This window comes from Thioclava sp. GXIMD4216, assembly GCF_037949285.1.
GTDB lineage: Bacteria > Pseudomonadota > Alphaproteobacteria > Rhodobacterales > Rhodobacteraceae > Thioclava > Thioclava litoralis.
Window position 1 is genome coordinate 1,067,623 of sequence record NZ_CP149926.1, and the last position, 21,847, is coordinate 1,089,469.

19 protein-coding genes are annotated in these 21,847 nt (G+C 60.4%); 11 read left to right on the forward strand and 8 right to left on the reverse strand.

Annotation, left to right across the window (positions count from 1 at the left end):
• The 9 genes from cyoC (at nucleotide 1) to cynS (ending at nucleotide 9,179) form a co-directional block, all read left to right on the forward strand.
• Entirely contained in the window at nucleotides 1-624 is a 624-nt protein-coding gene (gene cyoC / locus WDB88_RS05235; protein WP_339109478.1) for a cytochrome o ubiquinol oxidase subunit III, read from the forward strand.
• Nucleotides 624-998 carry a cytochrome o ubiquinol oxidase subunit IV gene (gene cyoD, locus WDB88_RS05240; protein ID WP_339109148.1) on the forward strand — a complete coding sequence of 125 codons (375 nt, stop codon included), beginning with the start codon at nucleotides 624-626 and terminating at the stop codon, nucleotides 996-998. The genes cyoC and cyoD overlap by 1 nt, the downstream gene beginning before the upstream one ends.
• 86 nt (nucleotides 999-1,084) lie before the next feature.
• A complete protein-coding gene (locus tag WDB88_RS05245; RefSeq protein ID WP_339109149.1) occupies nucleotides 1,085-1,807 on the forward strand; it encodes an SURF1 family protein in 723 nt (240 codons plus the stop codon).
• Nucleotides 1,808-2,016: 209 nt separating this feature from the next.
• The gene (gene cobA, locus WDB88_RS05250) at nucleotides 2,017-2,904 is read left to right on the forward strand and encodes a uroporphyrinogen-III C-methyltransferase (RefSeq protein WP_339109150.1); all 888 of its coding nucleotides are present in this window, start codon (nucleotides 2,017-2,019) and stop codon (nucleotides 2,902-2,904) included.
• A 387-nt stretch (nucleotides 2,905-3,291) separates the two neighbouring features.
• Nucleotides 3,292-5,736, forward strand: a complete 2,445-nt coding sequence (gene nirB, locus WDB88_RS05255) for a nitrite reductase large subunit NirB (protein WP_339109151.1) — start codon at nucleotides 3,292-3,294, stop codon at nucleotides 5,734-5,736.
• The gene (gene nirD / locus WDB88_RS05260; RefSeq protein ID WP_339109152.1) at nucleotides 5,733-6,059 is read left to right on the forward strand and encodes a nitrite reductase small subunit NirD; all 327 of its coding nucleotides are present in this window, start codon (nucleotides 5,733-5,735) and stop codon (nucleotides 6,057-6,059) included. The genes nirB and nirD overlap by 4 nt, the downstream gene beginning before the upstream one ends.
• 45 nt (nucleotides 6,060-6,104) lie before the next feature.
• Nucleotides 6,105-6,956: a formate/nitrite transporter family protein gene (locus WDB88_RS05265; protein WP_339109153.1), complete on the forward strand. Its 852-nt coding sequence runs from the start codon at nucleotides 6,105-6,107 to the stop codon at nucleotides 6,954-6,956.
• A gap of 65 nt (nucleotides 6,957-7,021) precedes the next feature.
• Nucleotides 7,022-8,692 carry a bifunctional protein-serine/threonine kinase/phosphatase gene (locus WDB88_RS05270; RefSeq protein ID WP_339109154.1) on the forward strand — a complete coding sequence of 557 codons (1,671 nt, stop codon included), beginning with the start codon at nucleotides 7,022-7,024 and terminating at the stop codon, nucleotides 8,690-8,692.
• A 22-nt stretch (nucleotides 8,693-8,714) separates the two neighbouring features.
• Entirely contained in the window at nucleotides 8,715-9,179 is a 465-nt protein-coding gene (gene cynS / locus WDB88_RS05275) for a cyanase (protein WP_339109155.1), read from the forward strand.
• A gap of 56 nt (nucleotides 9,180-9,235) precedes the next feature.
• Here the strand turns inward: cynS and WDB88_RS05280 are convergent, their stop codons facing one another.
• From WDB88_RS05280 to WDB88_RS05310, 7 genes are all read right to left on the reverse strand, one after another.
• Nucleotides 9,236-10,402: an ABC transporter substrate-binding protein gene (locus WDB88_RS05280; protein ID WP_339109156.1), complete on the reverse strand. Its 1,167-nt coding sequence runs from the start codon at nucleotides 10,400-10,402 to the stop codon at nucleotides 9,236-9,238.
• Entirely contained in the window at nucleotides 10,399-10,983 is a 585-nt protein-coding gene (locus WDB88_RS05285) for an ANTAR domain-containing protein (protein WP_339109157.1), read from the reverse strand. The genes WDB88_RS05280 and WDB88_RS05285 overlap by 4 nt, the downstream gene beginning before the upstream one ends.
• A gap of 100 nt (nucleotides 10,984-11,083) precedes the next feature.
• Nucleotides 11,084-13,729 (reverse strand): molybdopterin-dependent oxidoreductase, encoded by a 2,646-nt coding sequence (locus tag WDB88_RS05290; RefSeq protein WP_339109158.1) that lies wholly within the window; start codon nucleotides 13,727-13,729, stop codon nucleotides 11,084-11,086.
• Between the two features lie 25 nt (nucleotides 13,730-13,754).
• A complete protein-coding gene (locus tag WDB88_RS05295; protein WP_339109159.1) occupies nucleotides 13,755-14,993 on the reverse strand; it encodes an FAD-dependent oxidoreductase in 1,239 nt (412 codons plus the stop codon).
• Between the two features lie 5 nt (nucleotides 14,994-14,998).
• Nucleotides 14,999-16,672: a nitrate ABC transporter ATP-binding protein gene (locus WDB88_RS05300; protein ID WP_339109160.1), complete on the reverse strand. Its 1,674-nt coding sequence runs from the start codon at nucleotides 16,670-16,672 to the stop codon at nucleotides 14,999-15,001.
• Between the two features lie 5 nt (nucleotides 16,673-16,677).
• The gene (locus WDB88_RS05305; protein WP_339109161.1) at nucleotides 16,678-17,769 is read right to left on the reverse strand and encodes an ABC transporter permease; all 1,092 of its coding nucleotides are present in this window, start codon (nucleotides 17,767-17,769) and stop codon (nucleotides 16,678-16,680) included.
• Nucleotides 17,770-17,852: 83 nt separating this feature from the next.
• Nucleotides 17,853-19,220, reverse strand: coding sequence for a CmpA/NrtA family ABC transporter substrate-binding protein (locus WDB88_RS05310; RefSeq protein WP_339109162.1), 1,368 nt, complete (start codon nucleotides 19,218-19,220; stop codon nucleotides 17,853-17,855).
• A gap of 393 nt (nucleotides 19,221-19,613) precedes the next feature.
• On the opposite strand from WDB88_RS05310, the gene WDB88_RS05315 reads away from it, so the two are divergent.
• Complete coding sequence (locus WDB88_RS05315; RefSeq protein WP_339109163.1) at nucleotides 19,614-19,877, forward strand: hypothetical protein; 264 nt, start codon at nucleotides 19,614-19,616, stop codon at nucleotides 19,875-19,877.
• 369 nt (nucleotides 19,878-20,246) lie between these two features.
• Here WDB88_RS05315 and WDB88_RS05320 read toward each other — a convergent pair whose 3' ends face one another.
• Nucleotides 20,247-20,642 (reverse strand): helix-turn-helix transcriptional regulator, encoded by a 396-nt coding sequence (locus tag WDB88_RS05320; protein WP_339109164.1) that lies wholly within the window; start codon nucleotides 20,640-20,642, stop codon nucleotides 20,247-20,249.
• Nucleotides 20,643-20,980: 338 nt separating this feature from the next.
• Between WDB88_RS05320 and WDB88_RS05325 the strand changes: the two genes are divergently transcribed.
• Nucleotides 20,981-21,238 (forward strand): hypothetical protein, encoded by a 258-nt coding sequence (locus WDB88_RS05325; protein ID WP_339109165.1) that lies wholly within the window; start codon nucleotides 20,981-20,983, stop codon nucleotides 21,236-21,238.
• The last annotated feature ends 609 nt before the right edge of the window (nucleotides 21,239-21,847 follow it).

Here is a 21,847-nt window from a genome sequence, read left to right on the forward strand (position 1 = left end):
ATGCTTGATACCCCCATCACCGGCCCCATCGAGGGGCCGGAAGGTCCGGACCATCATCAGGACCATCATCATGTGAGCCCGACGCCGATCGGCTTCTGGATCTACCTGATGTCGGACTGCATCATTTTCGGCACGCTGTTCGCGACCTATGCCGTTCTTGGTGGCAACTATGCCGGTGGTCCGGGCCCGAAAGATCTGTTCGAGCCGGGTCTGGTGGCGTGGGAAACCGCGCTGCTGCTGATCTCGTCGATCACCTTCGGCGTGGCCATGCTGAACGCGACTGCCCATAAGCTGGGCAGCACGATCATGTGGCTGATCATCACCGTTCTGTTCGGTGCAGGCTTCCTTGCCATCGAACTTTACGAATTCCACCACCTGATCCATATCGGTGCAGGGCCGGACCGTTCCGCTTTCCTGTCGGCGTTCTTCCTGCTGGTCGGGACCCACGGTCTGCACGTGACCTTCGGGTCGATCTGGCTGATCACTCTGGTCTTCCAGCTTCGTAAGCACGGCCTGATCGAGGCGAATATGCGCCGTCTGTCGACCCTGTCGATGTTCTGGCACTTCCTCGACCTGATCTGGATCGGCGTCTTCTCCTTTGTCTATCTCGTGAGGCTCGTCTAATGGCTGAACATAGCTCGCATTCGCATGGCACCATGGGGCAGCTGATGATCGGCTTCGTTCTGGCGGTCATCCTGTCGATCATCCCCTTCTATCTGGTGATGGCTGACGTCGAGATGTCGCGGACCACGATCATCGGGATCATCATGGGTCTGGGCGCGGTGCAGATCATCGTGCACCTCGTCTACTTCCTCCATGTCAACCGCTCGGTTGAAGAGGGCTGGACGCTGGCAGCCAGCGTTCTGGCGATCATCATCTTGTGTATCGTTCTGGCAGGCTCGCTCTGGGTCATGCACAACATGAACGAAAACATGATGCCGATGCCCAGCCAAGAACAGATGCTGGAAATGATGAACCTCCAGAACCAGCAAGGCTGATCCGAGGCGCATCTCCCAAAAGACGGGGCCGGGAAACTGGCCCCGTTTTGCTATCTGCAGCTCGCTTCCATTTGAGGATGACCACCATGAGCAGGAATATTCGCTGGGTCCGTTTGAGTATTGCGACCATCCTCGCCGCAGGGTTTGTGGCAGTTTTCATGTCATTGGGGATCTGGCAGGTGCATCGTCTGCATTGGAAGCTTGATCTGATCGCGCGGGTGGATAGCCGTGTGGCCGCCGCGCCCGTGCCCGCCCCCGGACCGAACGCTTGGGCCGGATTGACCCGCGAAGTGGATGAATATCGCCATGTCGCGGTCACCGGCACCTTCCTGAATGATCAGGAAGTGCAGATCTATACGCCCTCCATGTTCGGACCGGGATATTGGGTGCTGACGCCACTCAAGCGCGATGACGGTACGATCGTCATGATCAACCGCGGCGTCGTGCCCGAGGAAAAGAAATCCCCCGCAAGCCGTGTGGCCCCCGAGGGCGTGCAGCATATCACCGGCCTTTTGCGGCTGAGCGAGGATCACGGCTGGCTCTTCAGCCAGAAGGATCGCCCGCAGGATGGTGTCTGGTATCGTCGCGATATTGCATCGATCACCCAGACCAAGGGGCTGGAAAATGCCGCCCCCTATTTCATCGATCAGGATCTGACCGATCCCGAAGGCTTCCCGCGCGGCGGGCAGACGGTGGTGAAATTCCGCAATTCCCATCTCAGCTATGCTATTACATGGTTCGCGATGGCGCTTCTCAGTCTGGTGGGCTGGGGGGTCGTGCTTCGGCAAGAGCTGAAAAATCGGGACTGATCGCTTATTTTGCAGGCAAAACGAGCACCGCAAACCTGTTTGCCACGCGCCCTGCCGCAAGATCGTTGCGGCAGGGCTGTGTCTTTCGTAAGGGAAGGAAAGCGGCAATGGCGTCGCGCTGATCTCCAGTAAAATCCGGGCAAAGCTGCCTGATCGGGTGCCAAGGCATCGCGATCGGTCGGCTTTTTTCTTTTTGAGGGACCGTGACTATGATGAGCATTCCGTTGGCCTTGCGTGATCGCGTTCGGTGGTTCGGCATCGGGCTTGGGTTGGTCAATATCGATGCAGGGGCCAAAAGCCCGCAGCGGCTTCTGGCGCAGCGCCGCAAGGCCCGTGGCAAGACGGGGCATATCGCTTTGGTCGGGGCCGGGCCGGGGGCGGTGGATCTGTTGACCATGCGCGCCATCGACCGTATCCGTCAGGCCGATATCGTGCTTTATGACCGGCTGATCTCTGACGAGGTGCTTGATATCATTCCGCAGGGCGTCGAAACCGTTTATGTCGGCAAAGCCGTGGGGGCCTGCACGTGGCCGCAGGACAAGATCGACCGGCTGATCGTTGAAGAGGCCCGCAAGGGGCGGCGTGTCGTGCGACTGAAATCCGGTGATCCGTCGATTTTCGGCCGGGCCAGCGAAGAGATCGATGCGGCCCGCGCCGCAGATATTCCCGTCGAGATCATACCCGGTATTACAGCCGCTTCGGCGGCTGCCGCCAGCCTGACCCGCCCGCTTACGGAACGCGGCGAGACGGATACATTCGTGCTGACCACCGGCACCTGCCGTCCGGGGGATGCGCCTTCGGACAGGACCCGTTTCGCACGGCCCGGCACGTCGATGGCCTTTTATATGGCGGTCGAACGCGCTGCCGAAATCCAGCGGGATCTGCTGAAAGCGGGCGTACCGCCCGATTGCGCGGTGGATGTCGTTGGGTCGGTGAGCACCGCCCATGAGCGCCAAGGCCATATGACGCTGGGGCGGTTGTCGGAAGACATCGCAGCGCAGGGCCTGCAAAGTCCGGCGGTGATCTTGATCCGCTATCCGAAACAGGCCAAAGCCGCGCTTTCCAGAAAAGCCGCCCGCAAAGCCATAGCCGGATAAACCCTGTTCTATCTGAAAATACGCCGGACCAATGGTCCGGCTTTTTTTATTCTGCCAAGAAAGTAATCTTATCAGCCGATGATACATCAAATTTATGCATTCAAAGCGGGCATCTCCTTGTTTTTCGGCTTTCATCCAGCGAGCAACGAGAAATCTTTTGGCGGAATCGGGATGATTTCGTAAATATCTGTTCAAGGCCTGCTGAAAGGCCAGCTGCCGCAAAGGCGCGGTATCTTCCGAAAATGCCCCTAGGGGCCTGCGGCAATGGCGCTGCATTTCGCACTGATCTTCTTCAGAATGCGGGATGATGCCTGCCTGTCACTAAGCAGCTTCACTCCCGAACTCACTCGCCGCGACCATTGTGTTGCATGCCATTAGGGGTTCGTTATGACCAAGCAGAAACTCGTTATTGTTGGAAATGGTATGGCTCCGGGCCGGATGCTGGAGCATCTGTTCGAGACCGCGCCTGATCTTTATGATGTGACTATCTTCAACGCCGAGCCGCGCGTCAATTATGACCGCATCATGCTGTCGCCGGTTCTGGCAGGCGATAAGACCTATGAAGATATCATCATCCATTCCGAGGAGTGGTATGCCAGCCATGGTGTGACGCTGCATATGGGCGAGCGCATCATCGGCATCGACCGTGACGCGAAGACCGTGACCTCGGCCAAGGACCGTGTCGTGCATTATGACAAGCTGGTCATTGCCACTGGCTCCAACCCTTTCATCATTCCCGTTCCGGGGCATGAGTTGGAAGGCGTGCTGGCCTATCGCGACCTTGACGACACGCAGAATATGATCGCGGCGGCGGCCCGTGGTGGGCGTGCGGTGGTGATTGGCGGTGGTCTTCTGGGGCTTGAGGCAGCAGCTGGCCTGAAAAACCGCGGCATGGAGGTGACCGTTCTGCACCTGATGCCCTCGCTGATGGAGCGTCAGCTGGACCCCGCAGCCGGTCATCTGCTGCAGCAGGCTCTTGAGGCGCGCGGGATCGAGGTGCGCTGCAAGTCGAACACCAAGCGGATCCTTGGCACCGACCGTGTGGAAGGGGTCGAGCTGGAAGATGGCACCATTCTGGACGCCGATCTGGTGGTCATGGCGGTGGGTATCCGCCCCAATACCGGTCTTGCGAAAGAGGCGGGCCTTGAGGTCAATCGCGGCATCGTCACCGACGGTCAGATGCGCACCTCGGATGCCTCGATCTATTCGGTGGGCGAATGTGTCGAAGTGGGCGGTATGGTCTACGGGCTTGTCGCGCCGCTTTACGATATGGCGAAGATCGCCGCCGCTGATCTGGCTGGCGCACCGATTGCGGGCTTCAAACATGTCGATACGCCCACCAAGCTGAAGGTGACGGGCTGCGATCTGTATTCGGTCGGTCAATTCGGTGAAGGCTATGAGGAGATCGTGCTGCGTGACGCCTCGCGCGGGTCGTACAAGCGCCTGATCGTGCAGGACAATAAGATCGTCGGCGCGGTGCTTTATGGCGATGTGGCCGATGGCGGCTGGTATAACGAGATGCTCAAGGCGGGCACCTGTATCGAAGACATGCGCCAGACCATCATCTTCGGTCAGGCCCATCAGGGCGGCGGCAATTTCGATCCGGTCGAGGCAGCGGCGGCCATGTCCGATGATGCCGAGATCTGCGGCTGTAACGGGATCTCCAAGGGCACCATCGTTAAGGCCATCAACGAGCAGGGTCTGACGACGCTGGCGGATGTGCGCGCCCATACTAAAGCCTCGGCGTCCTGCGGGAGCTGTTCGAACCTTGTGGCCTGTGTGATGAAATCCGTTCTGGGCGAAGGTTTCGTACAGAAGGCGGTGGAACCCGTCTGCTCCTGTACCGAACATGGCCATGAGATCGTCCGTGCCACCATCAAGAAGGCTGGTCTGAAATCTATTCAGGCCGTCTATCAGACGCTGGAATGGAAGACCTCGGAGGGCTGCGCGAAATGCCGTCCGGCGATCAATTACTACCTGCTGTCGGAATGGCCGGGCGAATATGAGGACGACCAGCGCTCGCGTTTCGTCAACGAGCGTCTGCATGCCAATATCCAGAAAGATGGCACCTATTCGGTGGTCCCGCGGATGTTTGGCGGCATGACCACGCCCGACGAGCTGCGCGCGATTGCCGATGTCGCCGATAAATACAACATCCCCACCGTGAAGGTGACCGGCGGCCAGCGGATCGACCTCTTGGGCGTGAAGAAAGAAGACCTGATCCCCGTCTGGGCCGATCTGAACAAGGCGGGCATGGTCTCGGGTGCGGCCTATGCGAAGGGGCTGCGCACGGTAAAGACCTGTGTTGGCAAAGAGTGGTGCCGCTTTGGCACGCAAGACAGCACGGGGCTGGGGATCAAGCTTGAAAAGTTCCTCTGGGGGGCATGGTCTCCGGCCAAGCTGAAACTGGCGGTCACCGGCTGCCCGCGCAACTGCGCCGAGGCCACCTGTAAGGATATCGGCGTCATCTGCGTCGATAGCGGCTACGAGATCGTCTATGGCGGCGCGGCGGGTCTGCATATCCAAGGCACCACGAAGCTAGTGAATGTGGCCACCGAAGAAGAGGTTGTCGAATATACCGGCGCGCTGACGCAATGGTATCGCGAGACGGGCTTCTATCTGGAACGCATCTACAAATGGGCCAACCGTCTTGGCTATGACCATATCCAGGACGTGCTAGTGAACGACCCCGAACAGCGCCGCGCCTATTACGACCGCTTCGTCTATTCCCAGAAATTCGCGCAGATCGATCCTTGGGCCGAATTCGTCGCCGGTAACGGTGCGGCCGAAATTGAACCGATGGCAGAAATCAAACTGGAGGCCGCAGAATGAACGCCACCGCAACCAGCCTGCATTGGGTGGCCATCGGCCCCCTGACCGCAATCCCCCGCCTTGGCGCGCGCTGCGTTATCAAGGGCGATACCAGCATTGCCGTCTTTCGTACCAGCGACGACCGGCTCTTCGCGCTGGAAGACCGCTGCCCGAATGATAACGGGCCGCTGAGCCAAGGGATCGTGCATGACGGCCTTGTCACATGCCCGATCTGCAACTGGGTGATCTCGCTTGAAACCGGCGCCGCTCAGGGTGCCGATAAGGGCCAGACCCAGACATTCCCCGTCAAGCTGGACGGCGACACCGTCTATCTAGGCGTCTGACAGAAGATAAGACCTATAAAAATCAACCAACAGGGACCTAAACTCATGTCGTATATCCAACCCAAGGAATTCGCGGCCAAGATGGTCGATGCCGGTGAAGGCAAGATCTTCATGTCCACCAAAGACACGCTGATCCGTGCCTATATGGCGGGGGCCATTCTGGCGCTGGCGGCGGCTTTTGCGGTCACCATCGCGGTGCAGACTGGCAACTTCCTTGTCGCTTCGCTGCTGTTCCCCGTGGGCTTCTGCATGCTCTACCTGCTGGGCTTTGACCTCTTGACCGGCGTGTTCACCCTTGCTCCGCTGGCCGTGGTTGCCAAACGTCCGGGCTGTACCTGGGGCGGCGTGCTGCGCAACTGGGGGCTGGTGGCCTTGGGCAACTTCGGTGGCGCGATGACCGTGGCCGTGTTCATGGCGATCATCTTCACGATGGGCTTCTCGACCGAACCCAACGCCGTGGGCCAGAAGATCGGTAAGATCGGTGAGGCACGGACGCTGGGTTATGCCGCAGCAGGTGCCTCGGGCATGCTGACCGTCTTCATCCGCGCCGTGATGTGCAACTGGATGGTCTCGACCGGCGTGGTCGCCGCGATGATGTCGAACTCGGTCTCGGGTAAGATCATGGCGATGTGGATGCCGATCCTCGTGTTCTTCTACCTCGGTTTCGAGCACTCGATCGTCAACATGTTCCTGTTCCCCTCGGGCATCATGCTGGGTGGCCAGTTCACCTGGTCCGACTACCTGCTGTTCAACGAAATTCCCGTTGTTCTGGGCAACCTCGTTGGCGGTCTGACCTTCGTGGGCGGCATGATCTACATGACCCACTTCAAGGAATCCCCCAAGCGTAATGCGCAGATCTCGCGCAATAACGACGCAAGCGGCGTGGCCGCAGAGTAACCCACTCTCGGAGGAAGGCCCTGCCATTGGCGGGGCCTTTTTATTGAAGCCCGAAGGATATTTCCATGAAGCCAATGCGCAGTAGCCTTCGGGTCTCTCTTGGTCAGCTGTCGGTTGCGGGGGTGAAACCCGAAAATCAGGACCGCTCGGGGGCGATGCTGACCGATAGCGCGGGGCATGGGATCAGCCTTGTGCTGGCCGACGGGATCTCCACCTCGGACTTCGGAGCGGAGGCGGCGGAATTCGCGGTGACCTCCTTTCTCAACGATTACTACGCAACGCCTGTCTCTTGGCCTGTGAAGACAGCCGCCATGGGGGTGGTCTCTGCGATCAACGCAGCGCTTTGGGCCGCGAATGAGGCGCTGACCGATATCGAAAAGGGCCATGTGGCGACGATGGCGGCGCTTGTGGTGAAGGATCAGACCGCCCATTGCCTGCATCTCGGGGATAGCCGGATCAGCCTGTGGCGCGGGGGGCATTTGCAGGCGCTGACCGAAGATCACCGCACGGGCACCACGCTGGAGGCCGCTTTGGGGATCGGCCCCCAGCCCGAGGTAACCTATCGCAGCCTGCTCCTCGAAGAGGGCGATATCCTGATGCTCTCGACCGATGGCCTGCACGAGCATCTGTCGCCCGAGGCGCTGCGCATGGCCTTTCTTCTGCCTGACCCTCAGGAGGCCGCGCAGATGCTGGTGGATCAGGCGCTTCTGGCGGGCAGTGCCGATAATCTCAGCGTGCAGATCTTGCGGCTGGATCAGCTGCCCGGGGCCGATGCGCCCTTGCCGCAGGATCTTATCCTGCCTGCGCTGCCGCGCGCGGGCGAGATGCTGGACGGGTTTCGCATCATCCGCCAGATCCAGTCGACCGCCCGCAGCCATATCTATATGGCCGAAGCCCCCGATGGTCTGCACGTCGCGCTGAAGATCCCCACTGCCGAGATGGCCGAGGATCCGACCTTCCGCGCGGGTTTTCTGGCCGAGGAATGGGCCGCGCGCAGGGTCCGCTCGGACCACGTGCTGCGGGTGCCCGAGGCGGGGCCGCGCAGCTATCTGTTTGCCGTGTCGGAATGGATCGAGGGCCAGAGCCTGCGTCAATGGATGACCGACCATCCGCAGCCCGAATTGCCGCAGCTGCGTGCCATATTGGGCCAGATCATTCAGGGTCTGCGCGCGCTGCATCGGCGCAATATGATCCATCAGGACCTGCGCCCCGAGAATATCATGATCGACCGTCAGGGTACGGTGAAGATTATCGACCTTGGCTCGGTTGCGGTGACGGGCGTTGAACGCACGACCGCGGGTGGCTTTGGCGCTCAGGCGGGGACCTATCAATATACCGCGCCGGAATATCTGTCGGGCGATCAGGTCAGCTGGCGGTCGGATCAATATGCGCTGGCGGTGATCACCTATGAGATGCTGACGGGCCGTCTGCCCTATGGTGCCAAGGTCGCGCGCATCCGCTCGCGCAAGGATCAGGCAGCCCTTCGCTATGCCTCGGCCCGCGATGACCTAAGCGGCGTGCCCGACTGGATGGATCAGGCGCTGAAACGGGCCTGCCATCCCGATCCCAGCCGCCGCTATGATGCGCTGTCGGAGTTTCTGGCCGATATGACACGCCCCAATCCAGAGTGGCAATCAGGCCACCACCGCCCGCTGGTCGAGCGTAATCCGGTTTTACTCTGGCAAAGCCTCTGTGCCGTTCTGGCGGCGCTTTGCCTTTATCTTGCTGTCAGTTGACCGCCAATCAGGGAGAACGACCATGAAAGACCTTCTGACCGAAAGCCTGACCAAAGAAGACGTCACCGCCTTGATCCTACAGGCGAAAAAGCGCAAGTCCCTGACGTGGGAAGGCATTGCCGAGGGCATCGGCATGTCGCCCGTCTGGACCCATTCGGCAGCGATGGGAATGAATGCTTTCCCCGAGGCCAAGGCCCGCGCGGTGATTGACCTGCTGGATCTTCCCGAAGAGGCGCTGGAGGCGCTGACCGAAAGCCCGACCAAGATCTGGGATCAGACCGTGCCGACCGACCCCTGCATCTACCGCTTTTACGAGATCGTCGGCGTCTATGGTCCGACGCTGAAGGCGCTGATCCATGAGAAATTCGGCGATGGCATCATGTCGGCCATCGATTTCGACATGAAGGTCGAGAAGGTGCCGCATGAAAAAGGCGACCGCGTGAAGGTCGAGATGTCGGGCAAATACCTGCAATATAACTGCTGGTAAGCCTGCCGCCGCAAGATTACCTCTGACTGGGTCCAGAGCACGCTCTGGACCCTTTTTTAACTTTCGGGATCAAAGACCTGCCCGTCAAAGAAATGATCGGGTGACAGGATCACGCGGCCGCGTTCCGAAGGCACCGCCGTGGGCTGCGAAATGGCACCTTCAAGCTTTTCTGAAGCTCCGGGAAGATCAGCACCAAGCTCGCGCAGATGCTTGCGGTAGATATCGGTGCGGAAGCAGCTTTTGCCGGTCTTGATGGCGCTCGCCTCTTCCAGCCCAAGACGTTTGGCGATGCGCATGGCGATCCAGCTTGCCTGAGACCGCCATGGAAAGCCCACAGCACCTTCCTGAAAGGTCAGGAAATGCGGATCCTGCCGGACTTCACCCATTTCAGAAATTACGAAACTGCCATTCAGCCCGCGCTCGATCAGATTGACGGGCAGGTCCAGATATTCGGGGCGGGACATGATCTCGGCGGCTGTGGCGCGTTTGAGTGGACGGTCCAGCCAAGTGCCCGCCCGCCAAAGGGCCCGTAACAGCCGCCCCGCCAGATCGCTATTATCATCGGCCCAGCCGCCGCGCACCGCCAGCACCTTTTCGATTGCCGAACGCCTAATCGCGCTTGTGGGCAGCAAAAGCGTTCCTACGCCATTTTCGACCGAAAGCGACCCCCAAGGCTCGCCCACGCAGAAAGCGTCAATCTCGCCTGCGGCCAACGCATCGGCCATCAGCGGCGGCGGCACCGTATTGACCGCCAGCATCGCCGGATCGCTTAGCCCGCAGCGTTCAAGCCAGTAATACAGCAGCTCGGCATGCATCGAGAAGGGGAAGGGCACGCCCACCCGCAAAGGCCGCCCCAGCGCCAGCAGAGCCTCGCCCGCCGCTCGCGCATCGGCAAAATCGAAACGGTGCCCAGCGGCGCGCATCTCTTCGGCAATCGCGGCACTGACGCCGATCACATTGCCGCCCGTATTCATCGCCGCAATCGCATCGATTCGGCCCTCGGGGCCCGACAGCCCCAGCGCCTTGGCGACCGGTACCGGCGACAGAAGATGGGCCGCATCGATCATCCCCAGCATCAGGTAATCGCGCATCACCGACCAAGAGGGCAGTTTGACCAGATCGAGTTCCAGATCTTCCTCGGCGGCAAAGCCCATCTCGCGGGCAACAATCAGCGGGGCGGCATCGGTTAGCGGTAGAAAACCTGCCTTGAGTGTCAAAGTCATGCCAAAAGCCCTGCCGTCGTCACCAGAGCCTCGGCGACCTCAGAGACCTTGCGGCCCCGGTCCATCGCCGTCTTGCGCAGAAGGGCATAGGCCTCGTCTTCGGACAGGCCGCGTGCTTTCATCAGGATCCCCTTGGCGCGGTCGATCAGCTTGCGCTCTTCCAGAGCGCGCTTGGTGGTTTCCAATTCGCGCCGCATACGGTTGAACATATTGAACCGCGTGATCGCCGCATCCAGAACAGGGCGCACCCGATGGGCCTGCAGACCGTCCACGACATAGGCGGAAACGCCCGCCTCGATCGCCGCCCGTGTCAGGCTGTCATCGGATTTATCGACGAAAATCGCCACCGGACGCTCCAGCGGGCCGGAGGTCGCCGCAAGGTCTTCGAGAATATCGCGCGAGGGGCTGGCCAGATTGATCAGCACCACATCGGGATTGCGCTCGGCAATATGACGCGCCAGCCCCGCAGATTCGGAGATAACGGCAATTTTTACGCTTTGGTCTTGCGACAGAAGATCCACGATTTGCATCGCGCGATCACGGTCGGATTCGACCAGCAGGATGGAGAGTTCGTCTTTCATAACCGCAATCTGGGCCAGTTTCGCGGGCCACGCAAGCGCTGGCTGTCTCGGGCGTGATGCGACTTTCGGCGGGCCGCCCAAGAGGTGAAAATCCGGTCGTTCAGGCCTTCAGCTTTGGCACCTCAGTTCGTGCCAGCAGCCCCGCCAGCTCGGACCGGCAGGATCCGCAGTTGGTGCCTGCCTGCAGCGCAGCCCCTATCGCATCGACGCTCATCAGCTTTTGCGAGGTGATGGCACTGAGGATGGTGTTCATACCAACGTTGAAACAGGCGCAGATGATCGGCCCCGGATCGGGGCGGTCTTCGGGAGCGCGTCCCGAAAGCGCCTGGGGGGCGGATTGGCCGGGCAGGGTGGTCAGATAGTCGCGCATCACGGCCACCGGCTCGCGCGAGACAAATAGCGCCGCCTGCAGCGTGCCATTGTGGTGGAAAGCCATACGGATCATGCCACGCGCCTCGTCGCGCAGGATCTGCACGGGGCCGTCGGGCAGGTCAAAGAGCGCGCGGGCCCATGCTTCCCAATCGCTGGGGCGGCGCGATCCGGCCAGCTCGGCGCGGAAGCCCGCCTGCGTCGGCGCATAGGCCTGATAGTCGCAATCGGCCCGCATCGGCTTGGCCGAAATGGCAAACCCGTACCAGTCAGCCTCGAAACGATCCGCCCGCACAACGGCGGCCTTGCTTTCGGGCTGGCCCGAGACGGGGTCAACGACCGATGCCACCAGCGCATCCACGCGGGCCGAGGGCGCGGTCTCGCCCGTCCAATGGATCGGCGCAAAGACATCGCCCTTACGGGTGGCCTCGGTGATCAGCGCACGGAAGATGCCTTGGCCTGTGGGCGAGGTCAGCCGCACCAGATCGGCGGATTTGATGCCCTTGGCGGCCGCATCCTCGGGGTGGATCTCGACGAAGGGCTCGCCCAGATGCGCCGAGAGCCGCGCGGTTTTGCCGGTGCGCGTCATCGTATGCCACTGGTCGCGGATACGGCCCGTGTTCAGCCGCAGGGGATAGCGTTTCTCGGTTTTAGCGGCAGGTGGACGGTAGGTTACCGCCAGCGCACGCGCACGGCCATCGGGGGTGAAGAAGCGGCCATCGGCAAAGAAGCGACCGCCCTGTCGGGTGGCGCTGACCGGCCAGCGGGTAGGCGACAGCGCGTCGTAATCGCTCAGCGACAGGCTCTCGAAGCCGGAAATATCGAAATCGCGGCCAAAGCGGGCGGCCACATGCGACAGAGCGGCATATTCGCGGAAGATCTCGGCGGGGTGTTCATAGTCAAAGGCGCGGGGCCAGCCCATGCGGCGGCCTACCTCGGCAATCTGGCGCCAGTCTTCGCGCGCCTCTCCGGGGATCGGCAGGGCAGGGCGCTGACGCGAAATCGTGCGGTCGGAATTGGTGACAGTGCCGTTTTTCTCGCCCCAGCCAGCGGCGGGCAGCAGCACATGCGCCAGACGCGCGGTATCGGTGGCGCGGGTCACATCCGACACCACCACAAAGTCACAGCCCTTCAGCGCCTCGGCCACGCGGTCGGCGTCGGGCATCGAGACCACCGGATTGGTGTGGATGATCCAGACCGCCTTGATCTTGCCCTCGCCGATGGCGCGGAACATATCCACAGCCTTCAGACCCGGTGCCACGGGCATCTCGGGCGCATCCCAGAAGCTGCGCACGGCAGAGCGGTGGTCGGCATTCTCCAGATCCAGATGGCAGGCAAGCATATTGGCCAATCCGCCCACCTCGCGCCCGCCCATGGCATTGGGCTGACCGGTGACGGAAAACGGCCCACAGCCGGGCAGGCCGATGCGCCCTGTCGCCAGATGGCAGTTGAGGATCGCATTCACCTTATCGGCGCCCGAAGACGACTGGTTCACGCCTTGGCTGAAGATGGTGACCACTTTCTGCGTGCCGATCCAAAGATCATGGAAACGGGCGATGTCTTCGGGCGAAAGGCCGGTGACCGCAGGATCATCCATCTCGGCATTGCCAAAGGCCTCTTCCAGCCCCGCAACATTATGCGCAAAGGCAGGGTCCACGGCATTGCGCCGCGCGATCTCGGCCAGAAGCGAGTTGAACAGCGCCACATCCGTGCCGGGTTTCAGCGCCAGATGCAGCTCGGCCTGATCGCAGCTGGCCGTCCGGCGCGGGTCGATCACGATGATCTTCATCTCGGGGCGTGCGGCTTTGGCAGCCATGATGCGCTGGTAGAGCACCGGATGGCACCATGCGAGGTTCGACCCCGTCAGCACGATCAGATCGGCCTCTTCCAAGTCCTCATAGGTGCCGGGCACGGTATCGGTGCCGAAGGCGCGTTTATGCCCTGCGACGGTCGATGCCATGCAAAGCCTTGAATTCGTGTCGATATTGGCGGTGCCGATAAAGCCTTTCGCCAGTTTGTTGACCAGATAGTAATCCTCGGTCAAAAGCTGCCCCGACACATAGAAGGCCACTGAATCCGGCCCATGTTCGGCGATGGTTTCTTTGAACCGCTGCGCCACCAGATCCAGCGCCTGATCCCAATCGGCAGGGCGGCCATGGATTTCGGGCGCAAGCAGGCGGCCCTCAAGCCCCACGGTTTCACCCAAGGCGGACCCTTTGGAACACAGCCGCCCCTTATTGGCGGGGTGATCAGGGTCGCCCTTCACCTCCAGCCCATGGGCCGTATTGCGCAAAAGCACCCCGCAGCCCACGCCACAATAGGCGCAGGTCGAGCGGGTCCAAGGGGCGTCATTCAGGGCCAGATGGGTGTCTTTCATGACCTTGATCCTTCTCCAAGGGGGCTTAACCGGCGAGAGAGCACCGGCTTGGCTGGGCTGCGGCATTGGCCGAGGCAGGCCCGAAAATCAACGCCTCGCGCAGATCGGAAATATCGGCGCCATCACGGATCAGCCCGTAATAGAAACCGCCATGTTCGGTATCGCCATAGATCACCGCGCCAACCAGCTTCTGGCCTGCGATGACAAGGCGCTTGTAGATGCCATCTTCCGGCGCGCTCAGCAGGATTTCCTCGCGGTCCGGCCCTTCGGCGAAACAGCCCGCCGAGAAGAGATCACAGCCGGTGACCTTCAGCTTGGTCGAGGTCTCTTTCGGGATATAGCTCTGGTCCGCTCCAGTCAGATTGGCGGCCAGCACTTCGGCCTGATCGTAAAGGGGCGCGACCAGCCCGAAGAGAGCGCCGTTCAGCTCGACACATTCGCCAAGCGCGAAGATCGACGGATCGGAGGTGCGTAGATGGTCGTCCACCGTGATGCCGCGCCCGACCGCAAGCCCTGCCGCTTGCGCCAACGTGGTCGAGGGGCGGATGCCTACCGCCATCACCAGCAGGTCGCAGGGCAGGGTCGAGCCATCTTTCAAACGCAGCCCCGCCACATGGCCATCGGGGCCTGCGACAATCGCTTCTGACGCCCTGCTGCAACGGATCTTCAGCCCGCGCGCTTCCAAGGTACGCGCCAGCATCGCGCCGGCCTCTGCGTCAAGCTGGCGGTTCATCAGGTGGCTTTCCAGATGGACCACGGTCACATCCATGCCGCGCGCGGCCATGCCAGCCGCGGCCTCAAGACCCAAGACGCCGCCGCCCAGCACCACAGCGCGGGTGCCTTGCTGCTGGCCGATCATCACCTGCGTATCATCCCAGTCGCGCCACGAGATGACGCCGGGCAGATCATGGCCGGGCATGGGGATCACGAAGGGGTTGGACCCCGTCGCGATCACCAGCCTGTCATAGGGCACTGGGCCATGCTCGCCTATGACAGTCTTCGACGCGCGGTCAATCATGGTGACACGCTCGCCAAAGCGGGTTGTGATGCCGTGATCCGCATACCACTGCGCATCATGGGTCACGATCTCTTCGTAGGTCTTCTCGCCCGCCAGCACAGGAGAGAGCATCAGCCGGTTGTAGTTCCCGCGGTTTTCCGCGTTGAACAGGGTGATCTCGAAGGCATCGGGGGCGGTTTTCACCAGATGCTCCAGCATCCGCCCCGAAGCCATTCCCGCACCGATGACGACCAGACGCGTCTTCATGGCCCTTACTCCGCCGCGATCTTTGCGGGGCGCTTGGGTTTTGCGCCATGCTCGTATTCCTCTAGGAAATCGAGCACTTCCTGACGGTAGTTGTAGTAATCGGGGTGGTCGAGCAGCGCCTTGCGGGTGCGCGGGCGCGGCAGTTTCACATCGGTGATCTTGCCGATGGTCGCCTGCGGGCCATTGGTCATCATCACCACACGGTCGGCCAGAAGGATCGCCTCGTCCACATCATGGGTCACGCAGATCGCGGTGACCTTGGTGCGCGACCAGACCTCCATCAGAACCTCCTGCAGCTCCCAGCGGGTGAGGCTGTCAAGCATGCCAAAGGGTTCATCCAGCAGCAGAAGTTTCGGCGAGAGCGCGAAGGCGCGGGCAATCCCCACACGCTGCTTCATACCGTTCGACATATCGGCGGCGGATTTATCCATCGCATCGGCAAGGCCCACGCGTTCAAGGTAATATTCCACCACATCCTGACGCTCGGCGCGGCTGGCATTGGGGTAGACCTTATCCACACCAATCGCCACATTCTCCTTGGCGGTCAGCCACGGGAAAAGGTTGGGCGATTGGAACACCACGGCACGCTCGGGGTCGGCGCCTTCGACGTGGAGACCATCCAGCTTGATCGCCCCTTTCGAGATGCCGTTCAGCCCCGCGCACATCGTCAGAACGGTGGATTTGCCGCAGCCCGAATGGCCGATCAGGCTGATGAATTCGCCCTTCTGCACATCAAGGTTGAAGTCCTCGACCACGGTCAGCGGGCCTTTCGGCGTCGGGTAGATTTTGTGAAGCTGCGAGAACTGCAGGTATTTCTCGTCATTCAGGCTGCGGCCCGCTTCCTCATAGGCTTTGGGCAGCGCATGGATCGGGGTGACATTGGGCAGCGAACGCGACCCTTCGGCGGCGGCCTCGATGCCCGCATCCATCAGGTATTTCGTCACCTCACCGCGCAGGGCATGGAAGCCCGCGTCATGGTTCATGGCCGAGCGGTCACGCGGGCGGGGGATCGTTACGCGGAACTCCTGACCCAAAGTGCCATCGGGGTTGAGCGCGATGATACGGTCAGCCAGAAGGATCGCCTCATCCACGTCATTGGTGATCAGCACGCAGGTCTTCTTGTCGGCATCCCAGATCGCCTCGATCTCGTCGGCCAGATTGGCGCGGGTCAGCGCATCCAGCGCCGAAAGCGGCTCGTCCAGCAGCAGCACCTCGGGGTTCATCGCCAGCGCACGGGCCACATTCACCCGCTGGCGCATCCCGCCCGACAGCTCCGCAGGGCGGCGGGTCTTGGCATGGGCAAGCCCCACCATCTTGATGAAGTGATCCACTTTGGCCTGTTTCTCGGCCTTCGACAGCTGGGGGAAAACCGCATCCACCGCCAGCATCACATTGCCATCCACCGTCAGCCAAGGCATCAGCGAGTAGTTCTGGAAGATCACGCCACGCTCGGGGCCGGGGCCTGCGATCTTCTGGCCGCGGAAGGTGACCTCGCCGCGCGAGGGCGTATCCAGCCCTGCCATCAGGTTGATCAGCGTCGTCTTGCCGGTGCCGGAGAAGCCCAAGAGAACGAGGAACTCGCCCTCTTCTACCTCGAGGTTGATGTTGCGCAGGACATGGGTGGCATTGGTGCCATCGCCGTGGCTTTTCGAGACGTTCTTGAAGTCAATGATACCCATAGAGATCACCGGTTGTTCGAGAAGGTGAAGAGCGATTGCAGAGCGAACATCACACGGTCAAGCAGGAAGCCGATGATGCCGATGGTCAGCACGGCCACGATGATGCGCGCCAGCGATTGCGAGGAGCCGTTCTGGAACTCGTCCCAGACGAATTTGCCAAGACCGGGGTTCTGGGCCAGCATCTCGGCGGCGATCAGCACCATCCAGCCCACACCAAGCGACAGACGCAGGCCGGTGAAGATCAGCGGCAGGGCGGAAGGCAGAACCAGTTTGGTGATCTTGGTATAGGTGTTCATTTTCAGCACCTTGGAGACCGAGATCAGGTCTTTGTCGATCGAGGCCACACCAAGGGCGGTATTGATCAGCGTGGGCCAAAGCGAGCACAGCGTCACGGTGATGGCCGACACAAGGAAGGATTTGGCAAACAGCCCGTCATTGGTGGCATAAAGCGCCGAGACAACCATGGTCACAATCGGCAGCCATGCCAGCGGCGAGACCGGTTTGAAGATCTGCACCAGCGGGTTGATCGCGGCATTGGCATAGGGCGAGAGGCCCGCAAAGATGCCAAGCGGAATGGCGATGACCGACCCGATCAGGAAGCCGAAGAAGACGGTTTTGATCGAGGTCCAGATCTGGTCATAATAGGACGGCGCGCCGGTATAGGGGATATCCTTGACCTGATCGGCCTTGCCGGCGGCGATCAGCTTCTCGTTGCGGGCGGCAACGCGCTCGTTGTGCTGGTGCTCTTTGGCGGCTTTGGCGAGGGCATCGTTATTCAGCGATACGGCCTCATCCCAGACGGCGACGGGGCCGGGGATCGCGCCAAGCGAGGTCTGCACCTTGGGCGCAAGCGTGCCCCAAGCCACAAGGAAGGCCACGATGGCCAGAACCGGCACACCCAGAAGCTTCCAGATTTCGCGCCCTTGGGTGCGGGGATTGTCGCCCGCCATGATCTTCAGGATCGGGGTGATCCATGCCAGACCCAGCACCTTGAACCAGCCATCGGCGCGGTTGATGCGGGTGAACGCGCGGGCGCGGCGTTCTTCGCGGGCCTTGCTATCATTTGTCTCAAGCGATTGCGGGTCGATGGCGGTCATGATCGGATCCTTTGGGGCGATATGGCGTCTGGATGCCGGAGGAATGGGGGGAGGTCCGGCGGGCGGGCCGCCGGACGGTGCGCTTAGCCTTTGACTTCCGCGCCTTCGACGGTCTGCGCGTCTTTCAGGCCGATGGGCAGGCTGTCGATATAGGCGTTGGGGTGTTTGCCGTCATAGCCGATCCCGTCGATCACATCGGCTGCGGGGGTCGGGGCTTTGTAGCCATCGCTATCCCACGGGAAGTCGGCCTCGTTCGCCTTGCCTTCCTCGACCAGCATCCGCGCGGCTTTGAGGTAGATCTCGGGCTTATAGACCGATTTCGCCACTTCGTCATACCAGCTGTCGGGCTTGGCTTCGGGGATCTGGCCCCAGCGGCGCATCTGCGTCAGATACCACACCGCATCCGAATAGAAGGGGTAGGTCGCGTTGTGACGGAAGAAGGTGTTGAAATCCGGCACGTCGCGCTTGTCGCCTTTTTCATACTCGAAGGTGCCGGTCATCGAATTGGCGATCACTTCCGCATCGGCGCCGACATATTCGGGGCGCGACAGGATCTCCACCGCCTCGGGACGGTTGGCGTTGTCGTTCTCATCCAGCCAGATGGCGGCGCGGATCAGCGCTTTGGTGATGGCCAGCGTAGTATTGGGGTTTTCCTCGATGAACTCTGCGGTCAGGCCGAAGACTTTCTCGGGGTTGTTCTTCCAGATCTCGTAATCGGTCACCACCGGCACGCCGATGCCTTTGAACACGGCCTGCTGGTTCCACGGCTCGCCCACGCAATAGCCCATGATGGTGCCTGCCTCAAGGGTTGCGGGCATTTGCGGCGGAGGGGTCACCGACAGGAAGACATCCGCATCAATCTGGCCCTTCACATCTTCGGGCGAATAGTAACCGGGGTTCAGCCCGCCCGCCGCCAGCCAGTAGCGCAGCTCGTAGTTATGGGTCGAGACGGGGAAAACCATGCCCATGTTGAAGGGCTTACCTTCGGATTTAAAGCGGTCGACCACCGGCTTAAGCGCCTCGGCCGAGATCGGGTGCTTGATCTTGCCATCCGCATCGGTTTCCAGATTGGCCTTCATCTCTTCCCAGACTTCGTTGGACACGGTGATACCGTTGCCATTGAGGTCCATCGAGAAGGGGGTGACGATATGCGCCTTTGTGCCATAGCCGATGGTCGCCGCCAGCGGCTGGCCTGCCAGCATATGCGCGCCATCCAGCGTGCCCGAGATCACGCCATCCAGCAGCACTTTCCAGTTGGCCTGCGCCTCAAGGGTCACAAACAGGCCCTCATCGTCGAAATACCCTTTTTCATAGGCCACGGCCAAGGGGGCCATATCGGTCAGCTTGATGAAGCCGAAGGTCAGCTGGTCCTTCTCGAGATCCAGCATCTCGGCGAAGGTCGGGCTGGCCAGAAGCGTGCTGGCTGCGAGGCCAAGGAGAAGTTTCTTCATGTCACGTCCTTTGCGGGCTGCCATGCAGCAAAGTCGAAAAACAAAAAAGCCGCCGATGATCGGGCCCCGTTAGGTCCAATACATCGAGCGGCTTTGCTCATTCCCCGATCATCGGGGAGAAATTCCGTGTCGCGGCACCGTTGCCAAGCGACAAGACCTTCTTGCCAGAAAACCGGCGATTCGTGGGATTTCTTTCAGTTTCGCGCTGCAAAATGCTGCGTTACCCGTCTTGCGAGAGCATTTTGAGCGTGTGGGGCGGGCCCATGTGTAAAAAAGCGGCGAAATGCGAAGCGATCCACCGGAGAAAGTGGATAAAATGCGTAGGGCAAGCTTCTCTTTCGCGGCAAGAGAGATCAGTAAGGGGCCGCTATTGAGCGTCTGACTGATGGGTTTATGGTTTTGTTGAAGATTTTTGTGATGGCGATCGGGGTGATGGCAGCCCTGTCCGGTGCGGGTCGGGCGCAGGAGGCGGCGGTTCCCGCGCTTTCCTCTCCGGCGCAAAGCTTTCTGGAGCGCCTGCACGCGCTCGACGGCCCGAGGGCGGCAGTCTATGCGGGCTGCTGCAAGACCTGCCATAAGGGGAAAGCCTGCGGAAATAGCTGCATCAGCCGCAGCAAGCAGTGTCATAAAGGCGTAGGTTGCGCCTGCGATGGCTAACGCGGCTGCGGGTACCCCGGCCGGTATGGCGGCGGATAAACGCAGCCGCTGAATTCCCGCGCGCCCTTTTTATTGCCGGACAGGCAGGCGCTTTGCCGAAAGCGTCGCGTGCTAACGTCTGGCCTCAAGATCCAGCTTAAACATAAGGAACCTAGCTTGAGCGAGAGGTTATTATATATTTTCGGTGATTAAGTGGTGCTGCCGGAGAGATTTGAACTCTACCTAGTGATAATAAAATCAATGGCTTAGGTTTTGATCTGACACCTGATCCGGCCAGTATTCTGACACCAAATTATTTCTCAAAGCTACCTTATAATCGGCGCCGAAGCAAGATCGGGCAGGGCGGTGCACATTGCTTCGGCATTCGATTCATTTCCCGAAGATCGCCCGAAGTGCTGAGCGGGATCGGGCGGTGATGCGTGGATCGCTATCCTCTGAGGCCTCACGCAATTCCAGCAGCCAGCGACGCTCGTTCTCGGTGACTGGGCTTCCGTAGATCTCTTCGATGGCTTGCGCAGAGGTCTTCCCCACAGCTTGCTCCAGCGCGAGCCGGAGGAACCAAGCAGGGTCCGTCTCTAGCGCTTTGGCCAAAGATGGTATTCGGTCGAGAGGGATCTTCGACTTTCCTGCCTTCAGGATCGAGATCATATTGGCGTTCGTGAAGCCCGCCTCTGCGGCGATTTGGCTCTGGGTCTTACGGTGTGCTAGATCGTTGATACGCTCTCGAAGAAACCGGGCGGCCGTCGAGGTTTGATAGGGGTGCAAGTTCCGTCTCCTTTTGTGCTGCTTCGAAGCGCTTAGTTTATGTATTTAAATATATCAATATCAACGACTTGGTGGCTATTTGGCTATCCAGCTATTTGTCTCTCTAGCTAGCTTCAATACTCATTTTTTAGCTTATTTGCGGCCATAGGTCGGGTGGGGAAGTCGCTTCTAATTTTCGACATTATCAACTTGGAAGATCAGAGAGCCGCTCCTACCGTTCTAGCCGATAGTGGATGGCGGCGAGGAGCATCGTGAGATACTGGTTGGGCGGATTGTTCGTGGTTCTTTATTGCAGCTCTGCGCTGAGGGCTGAGCTGCCTTGGTCGATGCAGCAGCAGATGAGTGAGGCTCTGGTCGACTGGACTATGGCTGATTACTGCTTTGGGTCTGGTCTATTGTCTGAAGAAGAGTATGAAATCATTTCTCAGCCTGGGCGGAAACTCGACAGAGAAGTAGTTGCAGCTTTGCAGTCAGAGGACGCCAAAGCGATCCGTCGTGAAGCCGATGAGCTTGCGGTCAGCCTTGTCGCTATAGACGGCAACGCAGTGGCATTGCAGCCACTATGCGCTTCTCTTCGCATGAAGCATGACCGTTAGCACAGGGAGCTGGGTCGAGGTTGCAGCGCGTTCTATGATGGCGAAGTCCTAGAAAGAAATAGAGGCGCTGATTGGGGTGCCTCCGTTGGTGAGACCTGAAAATCGCCTCAACCCTCCGGGTGTGATGATGCGCGCCGCTAGACGCTTAAATCTCCTCCGCGCTGACGGAATCCATATTGCGTCCTGAGCATAGTAAGTGATAGCTTATCAGGGCAGGAGAGGGCAGGCACCCTCGGGTGCAGCAGACATGAGAGCAAGTCGGATCGGTCTTGAAAGAGTCCCATGCCGAGCGAGCCCAATGTCAAACATACTAGCCATCGAAAAGTCGAAAGCCTCCGGTTCGTCCGGCCTTTTCCCTCTCGTTGATGGTGCTCCCCATGATGTTATCTTCTGCTTGCCCGACCTCGGTCGGGAACTCACCTATGCGCGCTGGTTCGCTTGCCCCAAGCTGCACTGAAAACTCCCTAAATCAGCGACGTGGCGAACGTCCGAACTTTGTTTCCAAGCCCTCACGACGGAATGCGCGAAATCGTCAATGTGCACAGCCTTTTGAGGCCGTGGCACTCAAGGCGGATCAGTGTGCAGATGACCTTCCTTTTAATGGGGTTG

What these genes read in the sequence shown, in the direction of transcription:
- cyoD (WP_339109148.1), top strand. Translation starts at nt 624, where the DNA reads ATGGCTGAACATAGCTCGCATTCGCATGGCACCATGGGGCAGCTGATG.
- WDB88_RS05285 (WP_339109157.1), bottom strand. Translation starts at nt 10,983, where the DNA reads ATGAAAGACGAACTCTCCATCCTGCTGGTCGAATCCGACCGTGATCGC.
- WDB88_RS05305 (WP_339109161.1), bottom strand. Translation starts at nt 17,769, where the DNA reads ATGACCGCCATCGACCCGCAATCGCTTGAGACAAATGATAGCAAGGCC.
- WDB88_RS05310 (WP_339109162.1), bottom strand. Translation starts at nt 19,220, where the DNA reads ATGAAGAAACTTCTCCTTGGCCTCGCAGCCAGCACGCTTCTGGCCAGC.
- cynS (WP_339109155.1), top strand. Translation starts at nt 8,715, where the DNA reads ATGAAAGACCTTCTGACCGAAAGCCTGACCAAAGAAGACGTCACCGCC.
- WDB88_RS05265 (WP_339109153.1), top strand. Translation starts at nt 6,105, where the DNA reads ATGTCGTATATCCAACCCAAGGAATTCGCGGCCAAGATGGTCGATGCC.
- WDB88_RS05325 (WP_339109165.1), top strand. Translation starts at nt 20,981, where the DNA reads ATGAGTGAGGCTCTGGTCGACTGGACTATGGCTGATTACTGCTTTGGG.
- WDB88_RS05315 (WP_339109163.1), top strand. Translation starts at nt 19,614, where the DNA reads ATGGTTTTGTTGAAGATTTTTGTGATGGCGATCGGGGTGATGGCAGCC.
- cobA (WP_339109150.1), top strand. Translation starts at nt 2,017, where the DNA reads ATGATGAGCATTCCGTTGGCCTTGCGTGATCGCGTTCGGTGGTTCGGC.
- WDB88_RS05300 (WP_339109160.1), bottom strand. Translation starts at nt 16,672, where the DNA reads ATGGGTATCATTGACTTCAAGAACGTCTCGAAAAGCCACGGCGATGGC.
- WDB88_RS05290 (WP_339109158.1), bottom strand. Translation starts at nt 13,729, where the DNA reads ATGAAAGACACCCATCTGGCCCTGAATGACGCCCCTTGGACCCGCTCG.
- nirD (WP_339109152.1), top strand. Translation starts at nt 5,733, where the DNA reads ATGAACGCCACCGCAACCAGCCTGCATTGGGTGGCCATCGGCCCCCTG.
- WDB88_RS05245 (WP_339109149.1), top strand. Translation starts at nt 1,085, where the DNA reads ATGAGCAGGAATATTCGCTGGGTCCGTTTGAGTATTGCGACCATCCTC.
- WDB88_RS05270 (WP_339109154.1), top strand. Translation starts at nt 7,022, where the DNA reads ATGAAGCCAATGCGCAGTAGCCTTCGGGTCTCTCTTGGTCAGCTGTCG.
- WDB88_RS05295 (WP_339109159.1), bottom strand. Translation starts at nt 14,993, where the DNA reads ATGAAGACGCGTCTGGTCGTCATCGGTGCGGGAATGGCTTCGGGGCGG.
- WDB88_RS05280 (WP_339109156.1), bottom strand. Translation starts at nt 10,402, where the DNA reads ATGACTTTGACACTCAAGGCAGGTTTTCTACCGCTAACCGATGCCGCC.
- cyoC (WP_339109478.1), top strand. Translation starts at nt 1, where the DNA reads ATGCTTGATACCCCCATCACCGGCCCCATCGAGGGGCCGGAAGGTCCG.
- nirB (WP_339109151.1), top strand. Translation starts at nt 3,292, where the DNA reads ATGACCAAGCAGAAACTCGTTATTGTTGGAAATGGTATGGCTCCGGGC.